Raw genomic sequence first — 21468 nt, forward strand, 5'->3', positions numbered from 1 at the left:
CTGCCGCGGTCATCCGCCGTACACCGCGCTGCCCTCGTCGTCGGAGTCCTTGGCCACCTGGCGCGCCAGATAGAGGGACTCCAGGGCGAATTCGACGGCCGCGGCGATCCGCTGCGGTGGATCGCCCGCGGCGACATCGAGCCGCAGCGCCACCTCGTGCAGGACCGGGAGCTCCGGGAGCGCGGACAGGACCTGCGCACCGGGCACCCGCTCACCTGTGGTCACCAGATGTCCCTCGTCCACCGCGTCGGCCAGCGGCCGCAGATCCAATCCGCCGAGCCGCTCCCGCGCGGTATCGGCGAAGGCCCGCCGCAGCAGATGGGTGAGGTGTTCCTGTTCGCGGCCTTCCTCGCCGGATTCGAACTCCAGTTTCCCGCGTAGGACGGCCGGCACCGATTCCAGATCGACGGGCCGGGCCACCGCGGGGTTCTCCCCGGTGAGCGCGGAACGCCGCAGCGCCGCCGCGGCCACGGTCTCCGCGGCCGCCACCGCGAACCGGGCCGAAACCCCGGAGCGCTGGTCGATGGCCGGGGATTCGCGCAACCGCCGCACGAACCGGGCCAGCACCTCGATCAGCGGGTCACCCACCTCGGCGACCAGTTCGGCTTCCTGGCGCACCAGCGCCATCTCCGCCTCGACGGTCAGCGGATAGTGTGTCCGGATCTCGGCGCCGAAGCGGTCCTTCAACGGGGTGATGATCCGGCCGCGATTGGTGTAGTCCTCGGGATTGGCCGTCGCCACCAGCAGCACATCCAGCGGTAGCCGCAGCGTGTAGCCGCGCACCTGGATATCGCGCTCCTCCATGACGTTCAGCAGCGCGACCTGAATACGTTCGGCGAGGTCGGGCAACTCGTTGACGGCCACGATGCCCCGGTGCGCACGCGGCACCAGGCCGAAGTGGATGGTTTCGGGATCGCCGAGGCTGCGTCCTTCGGCGACCTTCACCGGATCGACATCGCCGATCAGATCGCCCACCGAGGTGTCGGGGGTCGCGAGTTTCTCGGCGTAGCGCTCGCTGCGATGCCGCCACGTCACGGGCAGGTCGTCGCCGAGTTCGGCCGCCAGCCGCCGACCCTGCGGGCTGATCGGTTCCAGCGGATGTTCGCCCAGTTCAGCGCCCGCGATCACCGGGGTCCATTCGTCGAGCAGTTCGACAACGGTCCGCAGCAGCCTGGTCTTGCCCTGCCCCCGCTCGCCGAGCAGCACCACATCGTGACCCGCCAGCAGCGCGCGCTCCAATTGCGGCAGTACGGTCCGCTCGAAGCCGACGATCCCGGGCCACGGATCCTCTCCCGAGCCCAGCCGGGCCAGCAGATTGTCCCGGATCTCGGCTTTCACACTCCGCGGCGCGTATCCGGCCGCCCGCAACGCGCCCGCGGTGGCGGGCAGCTCAGATGACATAGACACAGTCACCTCATCGACGCTACGACGATTTCCCCCATCGGTCGACAGGTGGCGCGCCGTATCCGCCGCTCGGTGTGGGTTCGAGAGCAGTGCGGCGGACTCAGGCGAGCCCGGACCCCAGCCGCTGCCGCAGGGTGTCGAGACCGTCTCCGTGCAGGTCGGCGGCCGCGACACCGCGCGCCGAGGCGATCAGCAGCAGCGACAGCAGTGGTCCGCGCACCTGCGGCCCCGCGCCCGCGGTGAACTCGGCGTCGTCGGCCACCAGCGTGAGCCCGGCGACGAGTTCCTTCCCGCCACCGAACCCGGCCGTGGTGCGGATCTGCAGCCGCAGGGCGTCGGCGACGGCATCGGCCGGGTATTCCCGGGTGATGCCCAGCGGCCGCCGGATGTCTTCTCCGTGCACGATCATCTCGACCAGTCTGCTGTCGAGCGGGGCGGGCGGGGTCACCGTCCGGTCCAGGGCCGCGCGCAACCGGTCCAGCGTTTCGGCGGGGGTGTCCGCCCGCTCCCGTTCGACACCGTTCGCGGTGAACCGGTCGAAATCGAAACGGGCCCGGGCGAACTGCCGGACGAAACCGAGCCGGGACGTTTTCGCGGTCGCCACGATATGCGCGAGCACATCGTGCACCGTCCATCCGGAACACAACGAGGGCGTCGCCCACTGCTCGGCGGTGAGCCCGTCGAGATCCGCGATCAGCGCCAGTCTCTCGGACCGGACCGTCGGCCACACGTCTTGCACGATTCCTCCGACACCTGGGGACTATTCACTGGAAAGTGACCGCCCGAGGGCGGTGCTGGTGGACTATGTTCGCACGGATTCGCGACACGCTTCCGGCGACCCGGGGGTCTTTGACTTCGCCGGGACCACCGCTACTTTGAGGCGACATTGTCGCCTTCCGTTGACGGTCGGGAGCGGTTTCCTGCACAAGATTCCTGGTTCTGCGGTCTGGTTCTGGTCGAGGGAGTGCGGCATCTCGACGAGCCCGCGGCCGGGTACGAGGGCATGCTGACGGGCTGGGGGCGACAGCAGGCGGCGCGGATGCTGGTGGCCACGACGATCGATCCCCGGATCCGGCTGATACGCCGGTTCGTGGAGTTCACCGGTTCGTATCCGTGGGCGTGGACCCCGGCGGATGTGGAGGACTTCACGGTCTCGTCGCCCTCCGAGGCCGGCGGGCGGCTGGCGCCGTCCACGATCCGCGGCTACCACGTGACGATCCGGATGTTCTGCGACTACCAACCAGATCCCGACCGAATAGTCCCAGGTCGCCGAGTAGTGACGCCGGTGGTCAGGTCATCACTGCAGGTCGGCTGCGGCGGGCCTCGCTCATCGACCCTGATTCCAGCACTGCATATCCAGGCGTGCACTTCGGCAGGTCTCGGCGTACGCCTACTGCTCTTGGGCCGTGGCAGAATGCCTGGCATGGTTGTGATCCGAAAGGGCGATGCCGCGTAAGCGTCCGAAGGCCGTCCGCGCCGAGCGGTGGCGACCACACAGAGATGTGCCGGTCCGCCGAATTCCGGGCGTATCCGCGCGAACCAGGGCGGCGGTTCGCCGTGTTGAGGCCGAGTACCTGTGGCCCAACGCCGTTGCCGACGCTCTCAGCCGGTTCGAGTGGGCCTTCAGGCGGCCTGGACGATATCTGACCGGCCCGGGAGAGAGTCCGGGCATCGAGATCGAAGACGGCCGAGATGACCTGGAAGTGGCCTTATTGCACCTACCCGCAGGAGCCCGAACCGATTTGGGCCGCTTGGTGGAGCGGATCGACACCGAATTCGAGCGTCGCACCCTTCCGAACCCAGGCTGGGCGAGCGAGTGGACGGCGGGGCGCGGGTGGTGGTGGCGGCGCATTCGGGAACGGTGACACGCTCGGCGAGGTCACACGCTCGGCGAGGTCACACGCATCCTGAGCGCGATGGAGCATGGACGCAGAGGTGTCCCGGTCCAGTCGGTCCGGCGGTCGCGGTCCAGGACACGGGCTACTGCGAATAGGCTCAGGTCGAATACTCCGCCTCCGCCGACAAGATCGGCTCGACCCCCGGATCGGGGGTGACGAACCACACACTACGGATCGGCACCGATATATCGTCCGACCCGGACCATCCCCGACGCTCTGGTACGGCATGCCTGTCAGCGGTCACTCGTGTGCCGCGCCCGACACCCGTGCCTCGTCCCAGAGCCGCCGCAGGATCGTCCCCGCCGGGTCCGGCACTGCCTTTCGGAACCCCGTCCCCGCCCAGAGCGCCATATCGTCGGCGCCCTCCCGCTCGGCCGCGGCCGCCCGGATGGGGCTGGTGAGGTGGTGGATCTGCGGGTACGCGGCGGGCGCTGTGCCGTACTCGGCGATGAAACCGTGGGCCAGCCCGCGGGCGGGGCGCCCGGAGAACACGCGCGTCACGACCGTCCGGTCGAACCGCGGATCGGCGAGCGCGTTCTTGTGTGCCGCTTTCGCCCCGGATTCGACGCTGCGCAGGAACGCCGTACCCACTTGGGCCGCGACCGCCCCGTGCGCGAGCACCTCCACGATCCGCGCCCCGTCGGAGATACCGCCCGCCGCGACCACCGGCAGCGGGCACCACGCGGTGACCTCGTCGAGCAGGTCGATCAGCGAGGTCGTCCCCGGCTCGTCCGCCACCCGGAAGGTGCCCCGATGACCCCCGCCGTCGGGCCCCTGCAGGCAGAGCGCGTCGACGCCCGCCTCCACCGCGGCCCGGGCCTCCTCCGGGCCGGTCACTGTCGCGACCACCGTCGATCCCACGGCACGCAGTCGCCGCACGGTGTCCACCGGCGGCAGGCCGAAGGTGAGCGAGACCACCGGCACCCGCTGTTCGACGACCAGATCCACCTTCTCGTCGAACCGGTCGTCGTCGAATTCCCGCACGGCGGGTACTTCGAGGCCGTACTGCCGCGCCGTCTCCCGCAGCCTGTCCCGGTACTGCTCCACCGCCGCGGCGTCGTAGGAAGTGCGCTGCGGCACGAAGAGGTTCACCCCGAACGCCGCGTCCGTACCGGCCCGCACCTGCCGGATCTGCTCGGCCACCGCCTCGGGGGTCTTGTACCCGGCCGCCAGAAAACCCAATCCGCCCGCTTCCCCGACGCTCACCACCAATTCCGGCGTCGAGGGCCCACCCGCCATCGGCGCCGCCACGATCGGCACGGCGAGATCTCCGAATCCGAACACGATCCACCTCCACGGTCGAGACCGAATCGAACGGTACCCAGCCTCCTCACCCGCCGGCACCGGACGACCACCGGGTGGCGCCGCTGTTCCCTACATCACGAGATCCGCCCCGCCGTAGGATCCTCGGTCACGGGTGACGATCGGGTACGAGGGGATCGAAAACCACCGAACCCCCGTCTCTCACCACATTGCCCGGCAGCTCGGCGAGCAGCCCGCGGCGAGCGTCGGCGAAATCCTGCCGGTTCGCCAGGCCGGGCCGGGAGCCGTCGGCCGGGAATCACCTGAAACGGGTGAACCGTGGCAGCCGCACATCGCGGTGTGCGCGAGGCATAATTCCCGGTGACCGTGGCGCATTCCCGCGACGTCGCGCCTCCCTTCCCGCAGGAGAAGAGGGTATGTCCGATTCGAGCACGTACCTCGTCGAACGCGCGACCAGGATCGCCGCGCCCGAGCCCCGGATCCGCGCCCTCATCGACGACTTCCACCACTGGCGCGATTGGTCGCCCTGGGAGGACGCCGATCCCGATCTGCGGCGCACCTACTCCGGTCCGGGGTCGGGAGTGGGCGCCCGCTACGACTGGGAGGGCAACCGGAAGGCGGGCGCCGGGACGATGACGATCACCGCCTCGGAGCCCGGGCGAATCGGGATCGACCTGGCCTTCCGTAAACCGTTCGAGAGCCGGAACGAGGTGACGTTCCTGCTGGTGGCCTCCGGTGAAACCACCGAGGTGACCTGGCGGATGACCGGCCGCAAGAATCTGTTCTTCAAAGTGGTCGGCTTCCTGTTCCCCATGGATCGCTTTATCGGTCCGGACTTCGAGAAAGGCCTCGTGCGGTTGAAGGGTCGGGCCGAGGCCGGCATCTGAACCCCGGCGGGTCCGGGCCGCGACGGTAGCGGAAGCGAGGAACGGCAGCGCGGTCGCGGCGGAGTCCTCGCGACCGCCAGGGCCACCGTGGCCAGCCCGATCGGCACATTGATCAGGAAGATCCAGTGCCGGCCGAAGGCGTCGGTCAGCACCCCGCCCAGGACCTGCCCGATCGCGGCACCGGCGGCGCCGGTGAAACCGAAGACCCCGATGGCCACTTGCGCTGCCGGTTGTCGGTGAACAGGGTGACCAGAATGCCCAGCGCGACGGCGGAGGCGAAGGCGCTGCCCACCCTGGAGAAAGCGGGCGCCGATCAGCAGGGCGGGCGAGGTGGCCGCGCCGGCGATCAGGGAGGCCGCGGTGCGGCGAACCGTCCGATCGTGGGCGGCGGCGACGGCCCCCGGACCCCGCCCTGCCCTAGAATTGCCCTACAACTCGAAGCGCTCACCCGTCCTTCCCGCGATGCGCACCGTCACCGTGTGGTGCGCGAACGAGTGCGTCCGCCCGCGCGGCGGCTTCGCACCGAAACTCCGATCCGAGGCGGCGCTCATGACAGACGTCGACTATTGCGTAGTAGGTGGGGGATTCGCCGGCCTGACCGCCGCCCGGCGGTTGAAACAGGCAGGCCGCACAGTGGCCGTGCTGGAAGCCCGCGACCGGCTCGGCGGGCGTACGTTCACCGAAACCCGGCCCGACGGGTCGTGGATCGATCGCGGCGGTGCCTGGATCGGCCCCGGCCAGCACCGGATCCGCGCCCTGATGCAGGACTACGGGGTGGCGAGCTACAAGCAGTACACCGACGGTGAGGCGATGATGCTGGTCGAGGGCAAGCAGTATCGCTACACCGGCACGATCCCGTGGTCGATGAGCCCGTGGGTGGCGATGAACCTCGGCGCCGCGCTCCTCGACCTGGGTCATCTGTGCAAGTCCATACCGCTCGACGCACCGTGGACGGCCGAGCAGGCCGACCGCTGGGATCGCCTCACCCTGGCACATTGGCTGAACACCCACGTCGTATCCAAGGCCGCGCACGAACTGCTCGAAACCGCGATCGCCGGTGCCTACACGTCCGCCGCGTCCGAGGTGTCGCTGCTGTTCGCCCTGTATCAGATGGCATCCGGCGGCGGGCCCGGTTTCGTCCTGGGTATCGAGGACGGCGCCCAGGATTCCCGGCCGGTGGGCGGGATGGGCGCCATCTACTGCCCGATGGCGGCCGAACTCGGCGACGCGGTCATGCTCGCCCAGCCCGTCCGCCGCATCCAGCAGGACGACGACGGCGTCACGGTGTTCTCCGGCAAGACGACGGTGCGCGCCCGCCGGGTGATCGTGACGGTTCCGCTGGCGATCGCGAGCCAGATCCGCTACGAGCCGATACTGCCGGTCGACCGGTCGCTGCTGCACCAGCGGATGCCGAGCGGCGCCATCATCAAGATCTCCCTCGTGTACGACGAACCGTTCTGGCGCGCGGACGGGCTGTCGGGACAGTCGGCGGCGCCGGGCTCGCCGGCCACCATCACCATCGACGCCTGTACCGATACCGGCCGTCCCGGCGTCCTGTGCGTCATCGTGGAGGGACCCATCGCACGGCAGATCGGTCGGCTCGACTCCGCCGAGCGGCGGCACACGATCCTCGACGCCCTCGCCGAACGTTTCGGCGACAAAGCCCGCCTCCCGGCCGACTACATCGAACAGAACTGGAGCGCCGAACGCTATTCCGGTGGCGGGATGCTCAGCCACGCGCCGACCGGCGTCCTCACCCAGTTCGGCCCCGCCCTGCGCGCACCGTGCGGACGCATCCACTGGGCCGGTACCGAGAGTTCCGCGGTGATGTGCGGGTGGGTCGACGGAGCCGTGCGGTCGGGTGAGCGGGCGGCGGAGGAGGTATTGGAACACGAGATGGTGACCGCGTCCGCGGCCCCCGCCCCCGGCTCCCGGCCGGACTGATTCCCCCGCCACTTCCGAGTCCTCGGCGCGATCCCGGGCGCGGAGCCCCCACGGGAACCCGCGCCCGGGATCGCACACCGCGTCAACTTCGGCATTACTCGATCAGCGCTGCGCCGGGCATCTCATCGCCCCGGGCCGAGGCCGCGGTGCCGTCCGGGGTTCGCCGCCGCGTCCCGCCGCTCAGAACCGGTCCTTGTGCTCACGCAACCAGTCGGCGAACGTGCGCGCGGGCCGGCCGAGAATCCCATCCACGGTCCCGTCCGGGATCACGGGTCAACGCCCGCACCTTCCTGCCCCTGCGCAGCAACTCCGCCACCACGTGCTTGCCGGTGTTCCCGGTTGCGCCCGTTACCGATACCGTCACGTCGGCTCCCTTCCGAACGCGACGCTATGACCTCAATAAAAGGCGAGGTCAACTCCCGCCGAATTCGGCCGCGGAGGCGCATACCGGAATTACCGCCCATGGGCACCATGGCGCCACACTCCGCGGCGCGGCAGGCTACATACTCGGATACAGAACCGATCACTCCGGCGGTCGAGGAGAAAAAAGTGCAGACCAGTACTGTTCTCGCGGACCTCTTGCGGAAGCAGGTACTGCCCGAGGTCGGCCGGCCGGTCGCTGACGCGGCGGACTACGCGGCGACAGAAATGCGCAGAGTGGGCGGCAAACTCAACCATGAAGCGGCGCCCCGCAGCCTGGAGGCCGACGCGGAGGGCGCCCGCCGCGTTCGGCACGCGAGCATCGACGACCCCGCCCCGGCCGATGCCGACCCGGACGACACGACCGCGGTGATCACGCGGCTGTCGACCGAACTCGGGTTGCGTTCGGCGGCAACGCGCGCGCTGGAATCGAGCCTGCTCATCGACGAACCCCTGCACCGAATGGCATTGATCCGCGACCAACCACACCCTGAACTACTGTTCGGCGACGGCGAATGGGCCGGCTACCTGGACGCGCGCGCGTACGCCCGGCGGCACGGCTCCCGGGAGCTGTCCATGTCGTTCCTGACCGAACTCCATCAGCGCCTGGCGCGCTTCTGCCCCGACGCAGCCGGCGGACTCTTCGCCGATCGCGAGCGGTGGGGCACCCAGAGCCGGCGGCTCACCGATGAGGAGATCGCGCAGGTCGAGGCGAATCCGCACCTGGAATACCTGCCACCGGGCACCGGCGGTTTCCTGCTCGACGGAGGCCTGAAATACCGTATCTCGACACCGGAAGCCGCGCGGTCGGAGCTCGAATCCCTGTGCGACTGGTACAACGACGTCCGTGGCCGGCCCGGTTTCGACCCCTACGCCCTCGCCGCCGAACTTCAGCAGCGCGCCGTATCCATCCACCCCTGGCAGGACTACAACGGCCGGTTCTCCCGCCTGCTGATGAACTGGTCGCTCGAATGCGACGGCCTGCCCCCGGCCGCACTGCACGATTTCGACAAAGACGTCTTCTCCACCGCCCCGGACTGGGCGGACGCGGTACGAACCGGCAGCGAAGACTTCGCGGAACGGGCACTTCGGCTGGAAGGCCGTGCGGGCGAGATGGACCCGATCGAATTGTTCGACCTGGCCGGAGACTACGAGCACTACCGCGCGCTCGGCCGGTCCACGGCCCCGTTCGGCTGCGGCGACTACCAGGACATCGAAGGCTGCCGCAGGCAGCTGGACCAGTTACGCGCAGCACCCCGCGATTCGTAGCGACGGCGTCGATCACCCGGCCCGCCGAGGCCCCGCGGCGTGCACGCTCGGCGACGCGCGACGCAGATCAGGACTTGCGGCCGACCGCGGCGTAGCCGGGCACCTTCGTGTCCATCGACTTCGCCGGTTCGATCGGCGGCCGCCACCGGTGGATGGGCACCACACCGGGTTCCAGGATTTCCATCCCGTCGAAGAACTTCGCGATCTCCGCCCGGTTCCGCGGATGGCAGTGCATGCCGCGCTCCTCGTACACCTTCACCGTGGCCGCGATCCCCTTCGGGTCGAAGTCGGCGGTCAGGTGGGTCATCGCCAGATACGAACCCGGAGCCACCGCGGCCATGAGGGTGCCGATGGACACCACCGCGGCGGTCGGCGCGAAGTTCAGCAGGGCGATCAGCGACAGCGCGATCGGCTCATCGAAATCCAGGGTGCGGCGCGCGGCCGCCAGGATCTCCTGCGGCCGGGTCGCGTCGGCCTGGATGTAATCGGTGCGCCCCTCAGGGGTGCCGACCATCAGGGCGCGGGCGTGCGCGAGCACGATCGGATCGTTGTCCACATAGACGACCCGCGATGCCGGCGCCTCCTCCTGGGCCACCTGGTGCAGGTTCGGCTCGGTCGGGATTCCCGTGCCGATATCGAGGAACTGGGTCACCCCGGCCTCCCGGGCGAGATACCGGGTCGCGCGATGGATGAACCCCCGATTCGCCTGCGCGGCCAGCCGCACGTCGGGCAGTGCCTGCAGTACCTTCTCCGCGGCTTCCGCATCGGCCGGGTAGTGGTCTTTACCACCGAGGTAGTAGTCGTACATGCGGGCGATATGCGGCTCGTGCGGTTTCAGGCCGGACCGATCCATACCGGTCAAGATACAAGACCGGCAACCATTTTCGTACGCCCTCCGCCCCACGACCGGATCGAGACGGTGCGCGCGCACCGGAGCCGGTGATTCCGAAGATCTGCCAGGATGACCGCATGAGAACCATGACCCGCCCCGGGCCGATCTCCGCCGGGACTCTGGTTCTGCTGTCCGCCCTGTATTTCGCCCAGGGACTGCCGTACGGGTTCTTCACCCAGGCGCTGCCGGTGGTGCTGCGCGAATCCGGTTTCTCGCTGATCGAGATCAGCGCCACCGGAATTCTCTTCGCGCCGTGGGCCCTGAAGTTCCTGTGGGCGCCCTACGTCGACCACTACGGCACCCGCCGGCAGTGGCTGCTGACCCTGCAACTCACCGCGACGGCGGTGACACTGGGGCTCGCCTGCCTGGACCTGTCGGCATCACTGCGCGTACTGCTGGTGGGTATCGCCGTGGTCAACGCGATATCGGCGACCCAGGACGTCGCCACCGACGGGCTCGCCATCCAACTCCTCGGACCTCGGCAACGCGGCCTGGGCAACGGAATCCAGGTCGGCGCGTACCGGATCGGCATGATCGTGGGCGGCGGCGCGCTGCTGTGGCTCTTCGCGCTCGCGGGGTGGCGCGTCCTGTTCGTCGCCATGTCGATTCTGTTGCTGCTCACGGCCATTCCGGTGTGGTGGTCACCGCGTACCGCGATCCGCAGCACCTCGGAGAAGACGCCGTCGAGCCCGAGCCGGTTGACCCTCGGATGGTGGCAGCGGCTGCGCCGGCCCGGAATGCTCGCGTTCATCCTGCTCATCGGGGGCTTCAAATTCGGCGATTCGATGGGCTCGGCGATGGTCGGGCCGTTCATGTCCGACACCGGACTCACCCTGGGGCAGATCGCACTGGTCAAAGGGGTCCTGTCCTCCGCCGGCGCGCTCGCGGGCGCGGCCCTGGGTGGCTGGCTGTGCTACCGGCACGGCCGGCGGCGCGCCCTGCTGATCGGCGGTGTCACGCAGACCCTCGGTCTGGCTCTCTACCTGCTCGCCGCGCTGGGCGCCGGCGGCTTCGAGTTGATCGTCACCGCGAGCCTGGCCGAACACATTCTCGGCGGTGCCGCGACCGTGGCGGTGTTCACCCTCATGATGGACGCCGCCGACCCCGACCATGCCGGCAGCGACTACACGCTGCTGGCCTGCGCGCTCGTGGTGGTGCAGGGCCTCGCGGGGTTCGCGGCGGGGACGGTCGGCGAGCTGCTCGGGTATCCGGCACTGTTCGGGTCGAGCCTGGTGCTGTCGGGAATCGGTTGCGTGGCATTGATCGTCGCGACCGATCGAGGCGCCGGACCGGCCGGGGTACACGCAGTGTGGAAGGCCCCCAGGTCGGCGCCGCGCCGATCCGCAACCTGATCCGGACGATCTCAGTCCGGCGCCAGCACACCCGCGAGGGCTCGGCGTGGCAGGAGTTCGAAGAGTTCCCCGGGGCCCGCGTCGCGGTTCGGGGTGCCGAGCGCGTCGGCCAGGTACGGATGGTGACCCGCTTCGGCGATCTTGTGCACGTAGGCCGCCTGGGCGATCCGGCGCGATTCGGTCGCGGTCCGAGCGTCGAGTTCGGCGCGGGCGAACTGCTGCGCGAGCGCGTTCAGCACCGCCACCGTCTGCGGTTTCACCTGCCCGGGAGCGTCGACCGCCGCCATGGCTCGTAGCACGTACTCGAGATATTCGATTCCGCGAGGCCGCGCGCACCATCGCGTCCAGCATCCCCGGCTCTCGCCTGCTCATACTTTCCGCGATGGGGCACGACCTGCCCGAACACGCGTGGAAGTCGCTCGCTACCGCAATCCGCGAGCCGGCGGACGGGAGCGCACGATGAACTCGGCCGAACCCCGGGCTACGGCCCCGGGACGAGGTGCCCGGCGACCCCGTGCTTCCGCTCGCCGACGTGCTCGACGGCCCGCGCCGACCGCGCTCTCCTGCTCGAACCGTCGGCCGGGCGCGAGGCGGGCACGCGGTGCGTTGGCAGCCGGGCGGCCCGGCGGTGCGTTATCGTCGGCACCCCGATGGACATACCGGCTGCCCGAGCGACAGCGCACCCTGACGTTCGGTACCGATCCGAAGTGCGGTAGCAGGGAGGCATTGTGGACATTACCCAGCTCATCCTCGACGACCATCACGAGCAGCGGCGGCTGTTCGCGATCCTGGAGCAGATCGATCGCCGGGAGACCGCCGTACTCTCCGCGGTCTGGGACAGACTGGCGGCCTTCCTCGAACTGCACGCGCAGGCGGAGGAGGAGATCTTCTATCCCGCACTGCTCCAGGTGGGTATCGCGGCCCGGCGCGCGGCCGGGGTGGAGGCGGAGACCATCGACGCTGTCCACGACCACAACGAGATCAGGGACGCGGTCGCCGACGTGGCACGTCAGCGGGTCGGCAGCGATGACTGGTACACGGCCGTAGCGGCAGCGAACACGGCCAACAGCGATCATATGGCCGAGGAAGAGCGCGAGGGCCTGACCGATTTCCGCCGTCTGGCGGGGTTGTCGCACCGCCATCGTCTGGCCGTCGCCTTCGCCGCGTACGAGGCACGGAACTACGCCGGTGTCCGCCCGGTCGACAAGGATCCCGTCGGCTACGTCCGCACAGCGGAGAAAGAGCTGCGGACCACCGCGAGTGGATCGCTGAGTGTCGGCACCCTGAAGCGGACTCGGCCCGGTGGCTCCGCCGCCACTGCCGGCTAGGCCGGCGGTTCCGGCACACCGTCGTCGACCTCGCCGCAGCGGAGCCCGGCGTCCATCCGAGCCGCACTCCGGCATCAGATGCTCGAGGAGCCCGGCCACGGCGCGCTCCCTCGAATCGCGCGCTTTCGCGACCCGAGCACTGATCGCCCCGATTTCACTCTTGCAGCGTCATATGCAGCAGCGGATACGGCCTCCCCGCTTCGTCGTGATCGCTCCGTCCCGTGACAACGAACCCGCGCCGCGCATAGAAGCGCACCGCCTGCTCGTTCTGTTCGTTCACGTCCACCCGCCGTACCCCCTGCTCGCGGACCGCGTGCGCGAGCAGCTCGCTCCCGGCACCGCGACCCCGGGCACCGGCCGCGACGAACAGCATTTCGAGGCTGTCCCCGGCCGTCCCCGAAAAGGCGATCACCTCTCCGCCGACGTCCATGACCGTGAGCCGGACCTGGGGAAAGTAGGCATCGATCAACCGACTCTCGATATCCACGCGGTCGGCTTCCGCCAGAAAGTGATGGGTCGCCGTCACCGCGCTGCGCCACACATCGACCAAGCAGCCGTATTCGGCTGCCCCGAGACAGTCACGCAGGTGTGATCGCGGCGACGGGCTCGCCTCGGCCCGCAGACTTTCATCCATACCGGAACTCCATCACGTCGCTGCCGGCCGATCCAACTTGACTTGGAGTGCTCTCCAGCACTTAGCGTCGGTCCGACGGTTCCGAACCCAGGAGGCAACAGCATGATCAACGTCCGCACCCGCTACCTCGGTGAACTGGCGGTCTCCGCGCAGGGTCTGGGATGCATGGGCATGAGCCACGGCTACGGCACCACGGACGACGACCAGTCGATCGCGACACTGCACCACAGCCTCGACCTCGGGGTGAATTTCCTGGACACAGCCGACTTCTACGGCTCCGGGCACAACGAGGAGCTGATCGGCCGAGCCATCGCCGACCGGCGCGACGAGGTGGTGCTCGCGACGAAGTTCGGCTTCGCCAATCGGCTCGGCGAACCGACCCGGATCCGCGGTGATGCCGCCTACGTGCGGCAGGCCTGCGAGGCGTCCCTGCGCAGACTCGGCGTCGACCACATCGATCTGTACTACCTGCACCGAGTCGATCCGCAGATACCCATCGAAGAAACAGTCGGCGCCATGTCCGAATTGGTGCGGGCCGGTATGGTCCGGCACCTCGGCCTGTCCGAAGCGAGTGCGTCGACCATCCGCCGGGCGCACGCGGTGCACCCGATCGCCGCGCTGCAGAGCGAATGGTCGCTGTGGACGCGGGACCTGGAGACCGATATCGCCCCGGCCTGTCGCGAGCTCGGCATCGGCATCGTCCCGTTCGCACCGCTGGGACGTGGGTTCTTGACCGGCAGGTACCGCTCGGTCGACGAGCTGGCGGATAACGATGTGCGGCGCAATCAGCCGCGTTTCGCCGACGGCAACCTGCACCGCAACCTGGCGATCGTCGCGAACCTCGAGGAGCTGGCCGCGGCGAAGGAGGTCACCGCCGCCCAGCTCGCCCTGGCGTGGGTACAGCATCGAGGCGAGGATGTGGTGCCGATCCCCGGCACCCGGCGACAGCGAAACCTGGAGGAGAACATCGCGGCGCTGAGCGTCGAACTGTCCGCTGAGGAACTCGCCGCCATCACGGCTACCGCCCCGCCCGAACAGGTCGCGGGTACCCGCTACGACCCGACCAACCTTGCCTTCGTCAACGGCTGAGTCCTTCGACCGTCCCTGCCGGCATACCGAATCCGACCACGCTGCGGCCGACCGCGACCCGCGCGCGCCGCCGGATGGGATCCGCAAAGTCTCTACCGGCAGCGATACATCCGCTGAGGACTCGACGACCACTGCCGTGGGGATGCTGACACAAGCGGTGGCGCGGGGCGCATTCAGGCTTGCCAGCGATTCGGGAGTTAACGTGATGAACGGTTCGAGTAACGAGCGCGATTCCTGTGCGATGTGTTCATACAACATCAAATCAGGAGGTTCGAAATGTTCTCTGCGAAGCGGCTTGCCGCCGGCGCCGTCGTCGCCGGCGCGACTGCGGCCACTGTGCTCGCCGGTGGTGGCGTGGCCCAGGCCGACGTACCGGTGTGGCAGGCCAACTGTCACGTCTACAACGTCTTCAATACCGGCGGGATGGCCAATTGCGAGCTGCCGACCTGGCATCAGGTGAAGCTCACCTGCGTCGCGTGGCCGGTCCCGTTCACCTACTGGAAGTACGGCCCGGTGCAGTACGGGCAGAACCAGTCCTGGGCCAGTTGCGACTCGTTCAACGCAATGACGAGGATCGAAGTGATCCAGGCCTGAACGTAGGCCGGTCTGCGGTACCCACTGTCCCGAACGCATCGACTCCCGCCGGCGCAGCGGACACTCCGAACCTACAACCGCTCCCCACCGAGTCTCTCGATGGGGATCAGTAGCGGCGCCGGCTACGGGCACCCGCTCAGCAAACCCTCGTGCGAGCGAGGTGAGGCCGACCCGATCTGCGCTACCCGCCCGGGTATTCCGCGTGTATATCGCCACCGAACAATCTCCAGTAGAAGGCGTTCATCCGCGCGGCGGCAGAGGCGTGGCGGGTCAGGATCGAGGCCACGACCGGCGATACGTCCTCCGGGACGTGACCGGCGGCGCACCGGAGCACGTACTCGTTGCGGGCGACGGGGCCGCCGCTGATCGGCGCCGGTATTCCACAGACGTCGGTCACCAGCCAGTTGACCAGCCGCATGGCGGCATAGCAGGCGTCGTGCGAGATATGGCGTTCGGCGAAGTCGCGTTCGGCCGGCGACAGATCGAAACGCGGCGAGGTGGCGAGCCCGAAGTCGGTGAGATGGATCCGCCGCCCGTCGGTGCGGAGGTTGCCGAAGTGGCCGTCCATATGCAGCAGCTGCCGATCGCCCAGAAAGGTCACGATCTCCGAGAACTGCTGTTCGACCACGGCGGCCTTGCCCGCCGGGTGCTCGCGCAGCCAGTCCGGCAATGCGTGCGGAATGTATTCGCAGAACAGCATGAGGCTCGACGGTGCGGCGGCCAGTGCCTCGAGACGCGCACGCACAGCCGAGCACCCGCCATATGCAGCGACCACAGCGTCGATGTCCGCGTGTTCGGCGGCGACCGGCGAGCGGCCGGGGAGAACCCGCCAGTGGTAGAGCATCGGGAACGATTGTGTCTCACCGGTCAGCAACCCGTCGGTGACGAGAATGTTCGCGGCCAGCTCACGCCATGCGTTGAAACTCGGGCCACCGATGCCGTATTGGCAGAACACCGGCAGGTCGAAGAGATTCGCGGTGGAGCCTTGGTGCGCGAGTTCCCGATCGGTCAGCGGAATTCGTTTGGCGAACACCGGCACACCGTCGATGTCGAGGACGGCCGAACCGCCGCCCACTCCCACGGTGTTCGGCCGGCCCCTGTCCACGAACTCGGCGAGTTCGAGGTCACTGCGGGAGGCCAGGAAAGCCGAGAGTTCCCGGTGACGGTCGCTCCTGGCAGTTGTCATCACACAATCCTGCCACCGGCTGGTGGTTGCACTCGGTCGGTCCGGTGATCGACGTGCAGCCGAACCGATGAATTTCGGACGGATCCCCGGTCGATACCTAAGGTGCTCCACGAGGACACCCGGGGCAGGGTCGAGTACGTCTTCGGCGACCGGATCGCCGAACTCACCCAGGACGCCGACGGCGTCGACGTGGCCTTCGAGGGCGGCGGCCGGCGGCGCTTCGACCTGGTGATCGGGGCGGACGGGCTGCACTCGGCGCTGCGCGCGATGGTCTTCGGGCCGCACGAGCGGTTCATCCGCCACCTCGGGCATGTGCTGGCCTTCTACAGCGTGCCCGACGAATTCGCGCTGGACCGCTGGCTGATCGACTACCAGGAGTCCGGGCGCCCCGCCGGCCTGCGGCCCCTCCCGGACGCCACCCGGGCGATGGCCATGCTCTCTTTCCCCGCCGCCGACCTCGACGTCGACCACCGCGACATCGCCGCCCGGAAACGCCTGCTGCGCGAGCAGATGGCCGGGTTGGGCTGGTCGACCCCACGCATCCTCGCGCACCTGGACGACACCCCGGATTTCTACCTCGACCAGGTCGCCCAGGTGGTGATGGACCGCTGGTCGATCGGACGGGTGGGGCTGCTCGGGGACGCGGCGTTCAGCTCGTCGCCGATGTCCGGAGCGGGCACCGGGCCGGCCTTGGTCGGCGCCTACCTCCTGGCCGGAGAGCTGGCCGCCGCCGGGTGGGACCCGGAAGTCGGCTTCGCCGGCTACGAGCGGCGGATGCGTTCGTTCGTCGAGGCCAACCAGGAGATCGGCCGGTTGCACGTACGCAGCCGCGACGTCCCCGAGCCGAGCATCGATTTCGGCAGCAAATGGTTTACCGAACTGGTCGAGCGCGCGATCAACGGCGTCGAACTGCCCGACTACGCGGGGGTACCGGACTCCGGGGCCCCGGCCGGACCGCCGATCACCTCGTCGGCGAGGCCGTAGATATCACTCAACGTCCCAGAAGGGAGGGCGCTTCGATGGTCCACCGCTGGGCTACCTCCGCCCACGCTGGACAGGGTGGTCCGAACTCACCAGATCGGAGTCCTGTGGGCAGCTATGTGCGACCTCGATGCCTCACGGCTGTTCGGTATTCAGTAAAAATAGCTCGGTCGGCAGATCAGACGTTGAAGCGGAACTCGACCAAGTTCCGTCATAGAATAACGTTATGTCTCTCGTTCCAGTCCGCGCTGCGATCTACCTGCGGGTGAGCCTCGACCAAACCGGCGAAGGCCTCGCAGTAGAGCGACAGGCCGAGGACTGCGAGAAAATCGCCAGGTCCCGAGGATGGACCGTGGTCGAAACCTACACCGACAACAGCGTCTCGGCATACAACAAGGCCAAGGAACGGCCCGACTACGACCGGATGGTCAGCGACTTCAAGGCCGGCCGTTTCGACGCTCTGATCACTTGGGACTTGGACCGCTTGACCCGCCAGCCGCGACAACTGGAGGACTGGATCGACGCCTCCGAAACACAGGGGCTCCGGCTGGTGACCGCCAACGGTGAGGCCGATCTCCAAACCGATGGCGGCCGGATGTACGCACGGATCAAGGCTGCCGTCGCACGAGCCGAGATGGAACGAAAAGGTGCGCGGCAAAGCCGAGCCCATCAGCAGCGAGCAGCAAAGGGACGACCGCCCCGTGGCATACGTGCAACCGGATACACACTCGACGGTGAGGTGATTCCCCACGAAGCCGAAGCGGTCCGGGCGATCTACCAGGCGTTCGCGAACGGTTCCTCACTGAGGGCGATATCCGCAGCGCTGTCGGGTGCAAAAGCAACCCTCCGGCCGGTGGGAGACAAGACCATGGTCCAGGATCTCCCCGATTCGGTGCCGCATCTGCCAACACGTAGCGGCCGGCCGTGGAATCCGACGACGGTCACTACCATCCTCCGGAATCCTCGCTACGCCGGGTGGAGCATGCTCGACGGGAAGATCGTCCGAGACGAGGCGGGTGCACCAGTCAAGGGCCTTTGGGAGCCCATCGTGTCCGATGGCACCTGGCTCGACGTACAGCGCAGGTTGGACGATCCCCAGCGAAAAGCCCATCGCGTGGGAACCGACCGGAAGCACCTGGGCTCCGGTCTCTACCGTTGTGGTATATGCGGCAATAAGGTGCGGGCACACAACACCCGATACCGATGTGCTGGACACGTCATGCGAGTACGTGATCGCATTGATGACCTTGTCCTGCAATTCGTCGAGCGCCGGCTTGCCAGTCCTGACCTGGCCGACCTGCTGGGCGAGCAAGATGACGACCGAATCGAAACCCTGATCCGGTCAGAACAAACCGAGCGTGATCGCATCAAACGTGCACGTGCGGACTACAAGGCCGAGTTGATCGACGGTGGCCTGTTCGCGGAAATCAAGGCGGAGGCCGAACAGCGAATCGCTGAGCTTGAGGCTGAGCGCGTCAGCCTCAGCGCCGGCTCAGCCGCATCGGAAATTCTGCTGGCAGCGTCTCCGGTCGCAGCGTTCAACGAAGCGGACCTTGCGGCCCGCCGTGCAGTGATCGATATCCTCTGCGAGGTTCGCCTATACGCGGCACCGCGAGGAAGAAAAGCCTTTGACCCGAAGTCTGTCCGAATCACGCCGAGGTAGGACGCTCAGAGGGTGAGGAAGCCTTTGCTGAGTCCGTAGTTCAGGTAGATGCACTGGTCGCAGACGACGAGGTTCCGCCCGCCGGGGTCGTAGATAAATCCGCTGTTCTTGCCGACGCCGTGGTTGCACTCGATACACAGTGCGCCGAACTGGTTGCGTTGCATGTGTTGAGCCTTCCTGATTGGGTTCACCGGCCGCTTGGCGGTTGATAGCTAGGAATCAACCTGTCAGGCAAGTAGCAAGGCCAGCGCAAGTACGCCGCATACTACGAGTAGGACGATGATCGCGTACTTCCTCCACGTGATGCCCACCTGTAGTCGGCGTACCTCTGCGATGAGTTGGGGAAGTTTCTGCTCTGCGTCACGCCGGCGCTGATATTCCGCTGCGTGTCCTTCTTGTGCGGCGTTGAGGTCAGTGCTCAGGTCGTCGATCTGCTGTTTGAGGTTTTTCTGTTCCTCGACCGCGCGGTCGATCGCGTTCGCCTGCTGGGTGATCGTCTCGATGTTGCTGGCGATGGCGGTCTGTGACTCGTCGACCTGGTGCTTGAGGTCGTCGCGCTCGGCGAGTGCGCTGGCGAGTTGACGTTTCTTCTTCGCGATCTCGGCGGCCTGGCCTTTGGTGAAGGTTTCCCAGTCGGTCACGGTGGCCCATCCTGCGATTGTGGGTGTTATGTATGCCCAGGCGAGGGCGTCTTGGCTGGTCCACTGCCGGAGGAAGCCGTCGAGTGGGTAGTGCTGGCTGCTCATCGTGGGCCGCCTCGGAGGTGGCGGGGATTGTGCGGTGAGGAAGCCGGAACGGATGCGGTAGCCGGCGGAGGCTGCGGACTGTCTGAACTCTCCGAGACTGACCGCGGGGATTTTCTCGATCCAGTGCCGGTGCCGGGTCACCCACAGAACGTGGTCACATCCGGCAGCACGGAGCCCATCGGTTCGCCGGCGCGCAGTTTCGTGGTCCAAGTTGCTCCACTGGATTTCGACGGCGTAGGTGGTTCCGTCCTTGGTTCCGTACACGTCCGGGTACTGGTCCCCGATGTGGGGCTCCACCACCGCGTCCGCGAGGCCGTGGTCGGCGAGTCGATCACGGGTCCATTGCTTGAGTCGGGCGTGCTCGAAAGATTCGGACACCTTCCCGCCCGCACGGATCATCCCCGGGGGCGAGTCCTTGCCGTGGCGGACGTAGGTGTTGCGTGTGCTCTGAATGTGGTAGACCTCGACGGGGTTGCGGCACAGCAGACAAGACAGCCCTTTCCGGCCCCGCCACTCGTTGTAGGCGCCCGGAGATCGCACATCGATCAGAGTGTTGTACGGGCCCCGAGCACCCGTCATCTTGTTGCCTGGACACGGTTGCCCGTACGCTCCCAGCACGACGTGCGCACCCCCTATGGTCGGCGAATCATGCTGAGTCCGAATGTAACTCGAGTCCCTGATCGACTCGCCGATATTGATCCACGCAGATTGTTATCTAGGGATCAACGGCTGCGAATGGCTGCTGGCATACGCCGCACAGGATCGGGCCGGCGTCGAGCGACTTTTGGGAGGCGCGGATCCGGCGCACCGGTTCGCATGAGCAGGTGAGTGAATGTCCGTTGTGCGGGCGCCCTGGCTTGGAGTCGGGGTCACCCTCTGCGGTATCGCTCTGAGCAGCGGTCTCCTCGTCGAGGTACTCGCGTTCGATGCGGCGGTGCGCGACCAGCAGGCCGCCGAGCTTGCCGATTTCCTGCTGGTAGCTCTGCGCCGTGGCGTCGGTGAGGGTGGTGATCGACCAACCGCTGCCCTTGTGGCGCTCGACGTCGAGTCCGAGTTCGGCAGCGATGTCACGGTATTTGCCGTTGTGGTAGGCGCCGGCGCGGCTGGTGTCCTTGATCCCGCGGGTTCGCGCGATCCCGTGTGCGGCCTCGTGCAGCAAGGTCGCCATGACCTCGCGCGCCCCCTGCACGAAACCCTCTCCCCCGATGAACAGTTCGGGGAGCCGGGCATCACCATGCACCCAGCGGTCGGCACCGAACTGTCCGAGCCGCACGCCCCGCCGGCCGACCGATCCCGCCGCGATCGTGATCACCACGTCCGGTACGTCGGGATGCCGCGCCCTCAACCCTGCCCATGCCTCTTCGATCGCCGCGACCATCGATCCCGATACGAGACTCATCCACACCCCTTCAATTGATTACTAGGACTCAATTTTATCCGAGCATCGCAGGTCGGCGTTGGGATTTGATGGCTAGTTATCAATCGCCAACGCTGCGAACACGCCGCCGGCCGACCGCCCCCTCCTTGTGGTCATCCTCAAGAACCAGCCGACCGCACCGCCTTCGGATCTCAACCCCGGTCCCCAGCGCGTCCGAACCGTAGCCGCCCTCCCGACCGAGCCCCTTCGCCAAGTACGTCGTCAACGTAACGGGCGCTCCGAAACGCAACCATCCTGCCAAGCCCGCCCCTCTCTTTGTGGTCCTCCCCTCCTCTCTTTGTGGTCTCTCCTCTCTCCTTGGACTCTTTCTCTCTCTTCTTTTCTGTGTTGTTCCTCCTCGCTCGGCTTCCCAACTCTCTATGAACAGCGAAGCCATAGAGAGTTGGGAAGCCGAGCGAGGAGGGGCGACACAGAAAACACCAGCTCAGCTGGTTAAAGAGTCCGAGGTGGCGGGACTTGGGCGGGACTTGGCAAGTCCCG

At 67.6% G+C, this 21468-nt stretch carries 20 protein-coding genes and 2 pseudogenes; 10 read left to right on the plus strand and 12 right to left on the minus strand.

Annotated elements, in window-relative coordinates; all coding sequences use genetic code 11:
• Positions 1-9: 9 nt before the first annotated feature.
• A complete protein-coding gene (locus tag ACLML9_RS09175; protein ID WP_411945101.1) occupies positions 10-1401 on the minus strand; it encodes a sigma 54-interacting transcriptional regulator in 1392 nt (463 codons plus the stop codon).
• 103 nt (positions 1402-1504) lie between these two features.
• Positions 1505-2143, minus strand: coding sequence for a maleylpyruvate isomerase family mycothiol-dependent enzyme (locus tag ACLML9_RS09180; RefSeq protein WP_411945102.1), 639 nt, complete (start codon positions 2141-2143; stop codon positions 1505-1507).
• Positions 2144-2368: 225 nt separating this feature from the next.
• On the opposite strand from ACLML9_RS09180, the gene ACLML9_RS09185 reads away from it, so the two are divergent.
• Positions 2369-2860, plus strand: coding sequence for a hypothetical protein (locus ACLML9_RS09185; RefSeq protein ID WP_411945103.1), 492 nt, complete (start codon positions 2369-2371; stop codon positions 2858-2860).
• Between the two features lie 682 nt (positions 2861-3542).
• On the opposite strand, the gene ACLML9_RS09190 is transcribed toward ACLML9_RS09185, so the two are convergent.
• Positions 3543-4586, minus strand: a complete 1044-nt coding sequence (locus ACLML9_RS09190) for an NAD(P)H-dependent flavin oxidoreductase (RefSeq protein WP_411945104.1) — start codon at positions 4584-4586, stop codon at positions 3543-3545.
• Positions 4587-4981: 395 nt separating this feature from the next.
• Between ACLML9_RS09190 and ACLML9_RS09195 the strand changes: the two genes are divergently transcribed.
• A complete protein-coding gene (locus ACLML9_RS09195; protein ID WP_411945105.1) occupies positions 4982-5452 on the plus strand; it encodes an SRPBCC family protein in 471 nt (156 codons plus the stop codon).
• A gap of 38 nt (positions 5453-5490) precedes the next feature.
• On the opposite strand, the pseudogene ACLML9_RS09200 reads toward ACLML9_RS09195, so the two are convergent.
• A pseudogene (locus ACLML9_RS09200) lies at positions 5491-5670 on the minus strand (MFS transporter); the annotation flags it as partial.
• A 331-nt stretch (positions 5671-6001) separates the two neighbouring features.
• Here ACLML9_RS09200 and ACLML9_RS09205 point away from each other — a divergent pair.
• A complete protein-coding gene (locus ACLML9_RS09205) occupies positions 6002-7396 on the plus strand; it encodes a flavin monoamine oxidase family protein (RefSeq protein ID WP_411945106.1) in 1395 nt (464 codons plus the stop codon).
• A gap of 295 nt (positions 7397-7691) precedes the next feature.
• Here the strand turns inward: ACLML9_RS09205 and ACLML9_RS09210 are convergent.
• Positions 7692-7760 (minus strand): annotated as a pseudogene (locus ACLML9_RS09210) (hypothetical protein); the annotation flags it as partial.
• Between the two features lie 185 nt (positions 7761-7945).
• Between ACLML9_RS09210 and ACLML9_RS09215 the strand changes: the two are divergent.
• Positions 7946-9085 carry a Fic family protein gene (locus tag ACLML9_RS09215; protein ID WP_411945107.1) on the plus strand — a complete coding sequence of 380 codons (1140 nt, stop codon included), beginning with the start codon at positions 7946-7948 and terminating at the stop codon, positions 9083-9085.
• 67 nt (positions 9086-9152) lie between these two features.
• Here ACLML9_RS09215 and ACLML9_RS09220 read toward each other — a convergent pair whose 3' ends face one another.
• On the minus strand, positions 9153-9938 hold the full coding sequence (locus tag ACLML9_RS09220; RefSeq protein ID WP_411945108.1) for an SAM-dependent methyltransferase: 786 nt from the start codon (positions 9936-9938) through the stop codon (positions 9153-9155).
• A 116-nt stretch (positions 9939-10054) separates the two neighbouring features.
• On the opposite strand from ACLML9_RS09220, the gene ACLML9_RS09225 reads away from it, so the two are divergent.
• Positions 10055-11329 carry an MFS transporter gene (locus ACLML9_RS09225; protein ID WP_411945109.1) on the plus strand — a complete coding sequence of 425 codons (1275 nt, stop codon included), beginning with the start codon at positions 10055-10057 and terminating at the stop codon, positions 11327-11329.
• A gap of 11 nt (positions 11330-11340) precedes the next feature.
• Here ACLML9_RS09225 and ACLML9_RS09230 read toward each other — a convergent pair whose 3' ends face one another.
• On the minus strand, positions 11341-11616 hold the full coding sequence (locus tag ACLML9_RS09230) for a hypothetical protein (protein WP_411945110.1): 276 nt from the start codon (positions 11614-11616) through the stop codon (positions 11341-11343).
• A gap of 441 nt (positions 11617-12057) precedes the next feature.
• On the opposite strand from ACLML9_RS09230, the gene ACLML9_RS09235 reads away from it, so the two are divergent.
• Positions 12058-12657, plus strand: coding sequence for a hemerythrin domain-containing protein (locus ACLML9_RS09235; protein ID WP_411945111.1), 600 nt, complete (start codon positions 12058-12060; stop codon positions 12655-12657).
• A 154-nt stretch (positions 12658-12811) separates the two neighbouring features.
• On the opposite strand, the gene ACLML9_RS09240 is transcribed toward ACLML9_RS09235, so the two are convergent.
• A complete protein-coding gene (locus tag ACLML9_RS09240; protein ID WP_411945112.1) occupies positions 12812-13291 on the minus strand; it encodes a GNAT family N-acetyltransferase in 480 nt (159 codons plus the stop codon).
• Positions 13292-13393: 102 nt separating this feature from the next.
• Here ACLML9_RS09240 and ACLML9_RS09245 point away from each other — a divergent pair, with 102 nt between their 5' ends.
• Positions 13394-14380: an aldo/keto reductase gene (locus ACLML9_RS09245; RefSeq protein ID WP_411945113.1), complete on the plus strand. Its 987-nt coding sequence runs from the start codon at positions 13394-13396 to the stop codon at positions 14378-14380.
• Between the two features lie 276 nt (positions 14381-14656).
• Positions 14657-14974 (plus strand): hypothetical protein, encoded by a 318-nt coding sequence (locus ACLML9_RS09250; RefSeq protein ID WP_063060643.1) that lies wholly within the window; start codon positions 14657-14659, stop codon positions 14972-14974.
• A 181-nt stretch (positions 14975-15155) separates the two neighbouring features.
• On the opposite strand, the gene ACLML9_RS09255 is transcribed toward ACLML9_RS09250, so the two are convergent.
• Positions 15156-16160, minus strand: a complete 1005-nt coding sequence (locus ACLML9_RS09255; protein WP_411945114.1) for a serine/threonine protein phosphatase — start codon at positions 16158-16160, stop codon at positions 15156-15158.
• A 102-nt stretch (positions 16161-16262) separates the two neighbouring features.
• Here ACLML9_RS09255 and ACLML9_RS09260 point away from each other — a divergent pair, with 102 nt between their 5' ends.
• Together ACLML9_RS09260 and ACLML9_RS09265 are read left to right on the plus strand one after the other, a co-directional pair.
• Positions 16263-17144 carry an FAD-dependent monooxygenase gene (locus tag ACLML9_RS09260; RefSeq protein WP_411945115.1) on the plus strand — a complete coding sequence of 294 codons (882 nt, stop codon included), beginning with the start codon at positions 16263-16265 and terminating at the stop codon, positions 17142-17144.
• Positions 17145-17367: 223 nt separating this feature from the next.
• Positions 17368-18804, plus strand: a complete 1437-nt coding sequence (locus ACLML9_RS09265) for a recombinase family protein (RefSeq protein WP_411945116.1) — start codon at positions 17368-17370, stop codon at positions 18802-18804.
• 5 nt (positions 18805-18809) lie between these two features.
• On the opposite strand, the gene ACLML9_RS09270 is transcribed toward ACLML9_RS09265, so the two are convergent.
• From ACLML9_RS09270 to ACLML9_RS09280, 3 genes are all read right to left on the minus strand, one after another.
• Positions 18810-18968, minus strand: coding sequence for a hypothetical protein (locus tag ACLML9_RS09270; protein WP_411945117.1), 159 nt, complete (start codon positions 18966-18968; stop codon positions 18810-18812).
• 63 nt (positions 18969-19031) lie between these two features.
• Entirely contained in the window at positions 19032-20090 is a 1059-nt protein-coding gene (locus ACLML9_RS09275; RefSeq protein ID WP_411945118.1) for a hypothetical protein, read from the minus strand.
• Positions 20091-20265: 175 nt separating this feature from the next.
• Entirely contained in the window at positions 20266-20949 is a 684-nt protein-coding gene (locus ACLML9_RS09280) for a hypothetical protein (RefSeq protein WP_411945119.1), read from the minus strand.
• Positions 20950-21468 lie beyond the last annotated feature (519 nt).

The sequence above is a fragment of the Nocardia sp. NPDC002869 genome (assembly GCF_046764065.1).
Taxonomy (GTDB): domain Bacteria; phylum Actinomycetota; class Actinomycetes; order Mycobacteriales; family Mycobacteriaceae; genus Nocardia; species Nocardia rhamnosiphila.

Bases quoted from the DNA above. Each gene is read 5' to 3' on its own strand.
- ACLML9_RS09250 (WP_063060643.1), top strand. From the start codon at position 14,657: ATGTTCTCTGCGAAGCGGCTTGCCGCCGGCGCCGTCGTCGCCGGCGCG.
- ACLML9_RS09230 (WP_411945110.1), bottom strand. From the start codon at position 11,616: ATGGCGGCGGTCGACGCTCCCGGGCAGGTGAAACCGCAGACGGTGGCG.
- ACLML9_RS09220 (WP_411945108.1), bottom strand. From the start codon at position 9,938: ATGGATCGGTCCGGCCTGAAACCGCACGAGCCGCATATCGCCCGCATG.
- ACLML9_RS09175 (WP_411945101.1), bottom strand. From the start codon at position 1,401: ATGTCATCTGAGCTGCCCGCCACCGCGGGCGCGTTGCGGGCGGCCGGA.
- ACLML9_RS09240 (WP_411945112.1), bottom strand. From the start codon at position 13,291: ATGGATGAAAGTCTGCGGGCCGAGGCGAGCCCGTCGCCGCGATCACAC.
- ACLML9_RS09205 (WP_411945106.1), top strand. From the start codon at position 6,002: ATGACAGACGTCGACTATTGCGTAGTAGGTGGGGGATTCGCCGGCCTG.
- ACLML9_RS09255 (WP_411945114.1), bottom strand. From the start codon at position 16,160: ATGACAACTGCCAGGAGCGACCGTCACCGGGAACTCTCGGCTTTCCTG.
- ACLML9_RS09245 (WP_411945113.1), top strand. From the start codon at position 13,394: ATGATCAACGTCCGCACCCGCTACCTCGGTGAACTGGCGGTCTCCGCG.
- ACLML9_RS09270 (WP_411945117.1), bottom strand. From the start codon at position 18,968: ATGCAACGCAACCAGTTCGGCGCACTGTGTATCGAGTGCAACCACGGC.
- ACLML9_RS09265 (WP_411945116.1), top strand. From the start codon at position 17,368: ATGTCTCTCGTTCCAGTCCGCGCTGCGATCTACCTGCGGGTGAGCCTC.
- ACLML9_RS09225 (WP_411945109.1), top strand. From the start codon at position 10,055: ATGAGAACCATGACCCGCCCCGGGCCGATCTCCGCCGGGACTCTGGTT.
- ACLML9_RS09280 (WP_411945119.1), bottom strand. From the start codon at position 20,949: ATGAGTCTCGTATCGGGATCGATGGTCGCGGCGATCGAAGAGGCATGG.
- ACLML9_RS09195 (WP_411945105.1), top strand. From the start codon at position 4,982: ATGTCCGATTCGAGCACGTACCTCGTCGAACGCGCGACCAGGATCGCC.